We start from the raw sequence: 5,278 nt of genomic DNA, 5'->3' as shown, positions 1-5,278 counted from the left end.
GGGGTGTGATTGTGAGTCTTCAACGGAGAGTTTGATCCTGGCTCAGGACGAACGCTGGCGGCGTGCTTAACACATGCAAGTCGAGCGGTAAGGCCCTTCGGGGTACACGAGCGGCGAACGGGTGAGTAACACGTGGGTGATCTGCCTCGCACTCTGGGATAAGCCTGGGAAACTGGGTCTAATACCGGATATGACCTTACATCGCATGGTGTTTGGTGGAAAGATTTATCGGTGCGAGATGGGCCCGCGGCCTATCAGCTTGTTGGTGGGGTAATGGCCTACCAAGGCGACGACGGGTAGCCGGCCTGAGAGGGCGACCGGCCACACTGGGACTGAGACACGGCCCAGACTCCTACGGGAGGCAGCAGTGGGGAATATTGCACAATGGGCGAAAGCCTGATGCAGCGACGCCGCGTGAGGGATGACGGCCTTCGGGTTGTAAACCTCTTTCGACAGGGACGAAGCGCAAGTGACGGTACCTGTAGAAGAAGCACCGGCCAACTACGTGCCAGCAGCCGCGGTAATACGTAGGGTGCGAGCGTTGTCCGGAATTACTGGGCGTAAAGAGCTTGTAGGCGGCTTGTCGCGTCGATCGTGAAAACTTGGGGCTCAACCCCAAGCTTGCGGTCGATACGGGCAGGCTTGAGTACTTCAGGGGAGACTGGAATTCCTGGTGTAGCGGTGAAATGCGCAGATATCAGGAGGAACACCGGTGGCGAAGGCGGGTCTCTGGGAAGTAACTGACGCTGAGAAGCGAAAGCGTGGGTAGCGAACAGGATTAGATACCCTGGTAGTCCACGCCGTAAACGGTGGGTACTAGGTGTGGGTTTCCTTCCACGGGATCCGTGCCGTAGCTAACGCATTAAGTACCCCGCCTGGGGAGTACGGCCGCAAGGCTAAAACTCAAAGGAATTGACGGGGGCCCGCACAAGCGGCGGAGCATGTGGATTAATTCGATGCAACGCGAAGAACCTTACCTGGGTTTGACATACGCCGGAAACCTGCAGAGATGTAGGCCCCCTTGTGGTCGGTGTACAGGTGGTGCATGGCTGTCGTCAGCTCGTGTCGTGAGATGTTGGGTTAAGTCCCGCAACGAGCGCAACCCTTATCTTATGTTGCCAGCGCGTAATGGCGGGGACTCGTGAGAGACTGCCGGGGTCAACTCGGAGGAAGGTGGGGACGACGTCAAGTCATCATGCCCCTTATGTCCAGGGCTTCACACATGCTACAATGGCCGGTACAGAGGGCTGCGATACCGTGAGGTGGAGCGAATCCCTTAAAGCCGGTCTCAGTTCGGATCGGGGTCTGCAACTCGACCCCGTGAAGTTGGAGTCGCTAGTAATCGCAGATCAGCAACGCTGCGGTGAATACGTTCCCGGGCCTTGTACACACCGCCCGTCACGTCATGAAAGTCGGTAACACCCGAAGCCGGTGGCCTAACCCCTCGTGGGAGGGAGCCGTCGAAGGTGGGATCGGCGATTGGGACGAAGTCGTAACAAGGTAGCCGTACCGGAAGGTGCGGCTGGATCACCTCCTTTCTAAGGAGCACATCTCCACAATGCTTCACACAGGTGAATGTGATTGTGGCAGAGACCGTTTAGTTCCCAATCGTGGAACTGCGGAAGCTCATGGGTGGAACGCTGACAACCTCACTCGCATATGGAGGAAGCCGAGTCTTTCTTCGTGGGTGATATATCGACACACTGTTGGGTCCTGAAAGAACAGACGTTCTTTCCAGGCAAGAATACGATCCGCTCGGATCTCCTTGATACCGCGGGGTTTTCACTTCGTCGGTCTTGGAATTAGGTTTGGGTGGGTGTGTTGTTTGAGAACTGCACAGTGGACGCGAGCATCTTTGTTAGTAAGTGTGTAAGAGCGTACGGTGGATGCCTTGGCACCAGGAGCCGATGAAGGACGTAGGAGGCTGCGATAAGCCTCGGGGAGCTGTCAACCGAGCTGAGATCCGAGGATGTCCGAATGGGGAAACCCAGCACGAGTGATGTCGTGTTACCCGCGCCTGAATGTATAGGGCGTGTGGAGGGAACGTGGGGAAGTGAAACATCTCAGTACCCACAGGAAGAGAAAACAATAGTGATTCCGTGAGTAGTGGCGAGCGAAAGCGGAAGAGGCTAAACCGTGTAGATGTGATAGCCGGCAGGCGTTGTCTATGCGGGGTTGTGGGGCTCATTTTCTCGTTACTGCCGTGGCGAGCAACAGTCAGAAAAGTTCGTGTTAGCTGAATTGGTCTGGGACGGCCAACCGTAGACGGTGAGAGTCCGGTAAGCGAAAACATGTGCTCTGTTGTAGTGAGTACCCGAGTAGCAGCGGGCCCGTGAAATCTGCTGTGAATCTGCCGGGACCACCCGGTAAGCCTGAATACTCCCTGGTGACCGATAGCGGACTAGTACCGTGAGGGAAAGGTGAAAAGTACCCCGGGAGGGGAGTGAAATAGTACCTGAAACCGTGCGCTTACAATCCGTCAGAGCCTGCGCCTAGTTTACTAGGGTGGGTGATGGCGTGCCTTTTGAAGAATGAGCCTGCGAGTTAGTGGCATGTGGCGAGGTTAACCCGTGGTGGGGTAGCCGTAGCGAAAGCGAGTCCGAATAGGGCGGTGTGAGTCGCATGTTCTAGACCCGAAGCGGAGTGATCTACCCATGGCCAGGGTGAAGCGACGGTAAGACGTCGTGGAGGCCCGAACCCACTTAGGTTGAAAACTGAGGGGATGAGCTGTGGGTAGGGGTGAAAGGCCAATCAAACTCCGTGATAGCTGGTTCTCCCCGAAATGCATTTAGGTGCAGCGTCACGTGTTTCACGCCGGAGGTAGAGCTACTGGATGGCCTAGGGGGCCCACAAGCTTACCGAAGTCAGCCAAACTCCGAATGCCGGTGTGTGAGAGCGTGGCAGTGAGACTGCGGGGGATAAGCTTCGTAGTCGAGAGGGAAACAGCCCAGATCGCCGGCTAAGGCCCCTAAGCGTGTACTAAGTGGAAAAGGATGTGGAGTCGCGAAGACAACCAGGAGGTTGGCTTAGAAGCAGCCACCCTTGAAAGAGTGCGTAATAGCTCACTGGTCAAGTGATTCTGCGCCGACAATGTAGCGGGGCTCAAGTACACCGCCGAAGCCGCGGCACTCCAACAAGACATCGGTGCGTTCCTGCGGGAGCGCATCCAGTGGTTGGGGTGGGTAGGGGAGCGTCGTGCAGCCAGGGAAGCAGCGGTGTGAACCAGTTGTGGAGGCTGTGCGAGTGAGAATGCAGGCATGAGTAGCGAAAGACGAGTGAGAAACTCGTCCGCCGAATGACCAAGGGTTCCTGGGCCAGGTTAATCCGCCCAGGGTGAGTCGGGACCTAAGGCGAGGCCGACAGGCGTAGTCGATGGACAACGGGTTGATATTCCCGTACCCGTGTATCCGCGCCCATGCTGAATCAGTGGTACTAACCATCCAAAACCGGACGGATTCTCTTCGGAGAACTTGATGGGGCTGCATGGGACCTTCGCTGGTAGTAGGCAAGCGATGGGGTGACGCAGGAAGGTAGCTGGGCCAGTCAGTGGTTGTACTGGTGTAAGCCTGTAGGGAGTCTGATAGGCAAATCCGTCAGACATATATCCTGAGAGGTGATGCGTAGCCGATTGAGGCGAATTCAGTGATCCTATGCTGCCGAGAAAAGCCTCTAGTGAGTTGGTACACGGCCCGTACCCCAAACCGACACAGGTGGTCAGGTAGAGAATACTGAGGCGATCGAGAGAACTGTGGTTAAGGAACTCGGCAAAATGCCCCCGTAACTTCGGGAGAAGGGGGACCACGCCTGGTGACCGGATTTACTCCGTGAGCTGGGGGTGGTCGCAGAGACCAGAGAGAAGCGACTGTTTACTAAAAACACAGGTCCGTGCGAAGTCGTAAGACGATGTATACGGACTGACGCCTGCCCGGTGCCGGAAGGTTAAGAGGACCGGTTAGCGCTTCGGCGCGAAGCTGAGAATTTAAGCCCCGGTAAACGGCGGTGGTAACTATAACCATCCTAAGGTAGCGAAATTCCTTGTCGGGTAAGTTCCGACCTGCACGAATGGCGTAACGACTTCTCTGCTGTCTCAACCACAGACTCGGCGAAATTGCATTACGAGTAAAGATGCTCGTTACGCGCGGCAGGACGAAAAGACCCCGGGACCTTCACTATAGCTTGGTATTGGTGTTCGGTACGGTTTGTGTAGGATAGGTGGGAGACTGTGAAGCCGGCACGCCAGTGTTGGTGGAGTCGTCGTTGAAATACCACTCTGATCGTATTGGACCTCTAACCTCGGACCATGATCTGGTTCAGGGACAGTGCCTGGTGGGTAGTTTAACTGGGGCGGTTGCCTCCCAAAATGTAACGGAGGCGCCCAAAGGTTCCCTCAGCCTGGTTGGCAATCAGGTGTCGAGTGCAAGTGCACAAGGGAGCTTGACTGTGAGACAGACATGTCGAGCAGGGACGAAAGTCGGGACTAGTGATCCGGCACCGGCATGTGGAAGCGGTGTCGCTCAACGGATAAAAGGTACCCCGGGGATAACAGGCTGATCTTCCCCAAGAGTCCATATCGACGGGATGGTTTGGCACCTCGATGTCGGCTCGTCGCATCCTGGGGCTGGAGTAGGTCCCAAGGGTTGGGCTGTTCGCCCATTAAAGCGGCACGCGAGCTGGGTTTAGAACGTCGTGAGACAGTTCGGTCTCTATCCGCCGCGCGCGTCAGAAACTTGAGGAAGGCTGTCCCTAGTACGAGAGGACCGGGACGGACGAACCTCTGGTGTGCCAGTTGTCCTGCCAAGGGCACTGCTGGTTGGCTACGTTCGGAAGGGATAACCGCTGAAAGCATCTAAGCGGGAAGCCTGTTCCAAGATGAGGTTTCTCTCCCACTTGATGGGTTAAGGCCCCCTACAGACCATGGGGTTGATAGGCCAGAACTGGAAGCCCGGTAACGGGTGGAGGTGACTGGTACTAATAGGCCGAGGACTTACCAACAAAGAAGCTACGCGTCCACTGTGCAGTATCTGAAACAACACACGACCCCTGTGATCAAAGGGGTCAGGCCATCGCGCTTGACCTGTGATCGTGGATCGGGTGCTCGAGGGTTTGGCCCTCGAAACTCCTGTTCCGTCACGGGGTGTGACAGTTTCATAGAGTTACGGCGGCTATAGCGGTGGGGAAACGCCCGGTCCCATTCCGAACCCGGAAGCTAAGGCCACCTGCGCCGATGGTACTGCACTCGACAGGGTGTGGGAGAGTAGGACACCGCCGGAACATCCTT

General features: G+C 56.4%; 3 rRNA genes. All 3 read left to right on the top strand.

Annotated features, from left to right (window positions below):
- The first annotated feature begins 19 nt into the window (after positions 1–19).
- The 3 genes from FEK34_RS29715 to rrf all read left to right on the top strand — a co-directional run bounded on the left by FEK34_RS29715 (position 20) and on the right by rrf (position 5,271).
- Positions 20–1,538: ribosomal RNA gene (locus FEK34_RS29715) — 16S ribosomal RNA — on the top strand.
- A 321-nt stretch (positions 1,539–1,859) separates the two neighbouring features.
- Positions 1,860–4,992 (top strand): 23S ribosomal RNA (locus FEK34_RS29710).
- Between the two features lie 162 nt (positions 4,993–5,154).
- Positions 5,155–5,271 (top strand): 5S ribosomal RNA (gene rrf / locus FEK34_RS29705).
- Together the 16S, 23S and 5S rRNA genes form the textbook arrangement of a ribosomal RNA operon.
- The last annotated feature ends 7 nt before the right edge of the window (positions 5,272–5,278 follow it).

This window comes from Nocardia cyriacigeorgica, from assembly GCF_005863245.1.
GTDB classification, from domain to species: domain Bacteria; phylum Actinomycetota; class Actinomycetes; order Mycobacteriales; family Mycobacteriaceae; genus Nocardia; species Nocardia cyriacigeorgica_C.
The sequence above is the reverse complement of the archived record's forward strand: the minus strand, read 5'-3'. Positions and strand labels throughout refer to the sequence as shown.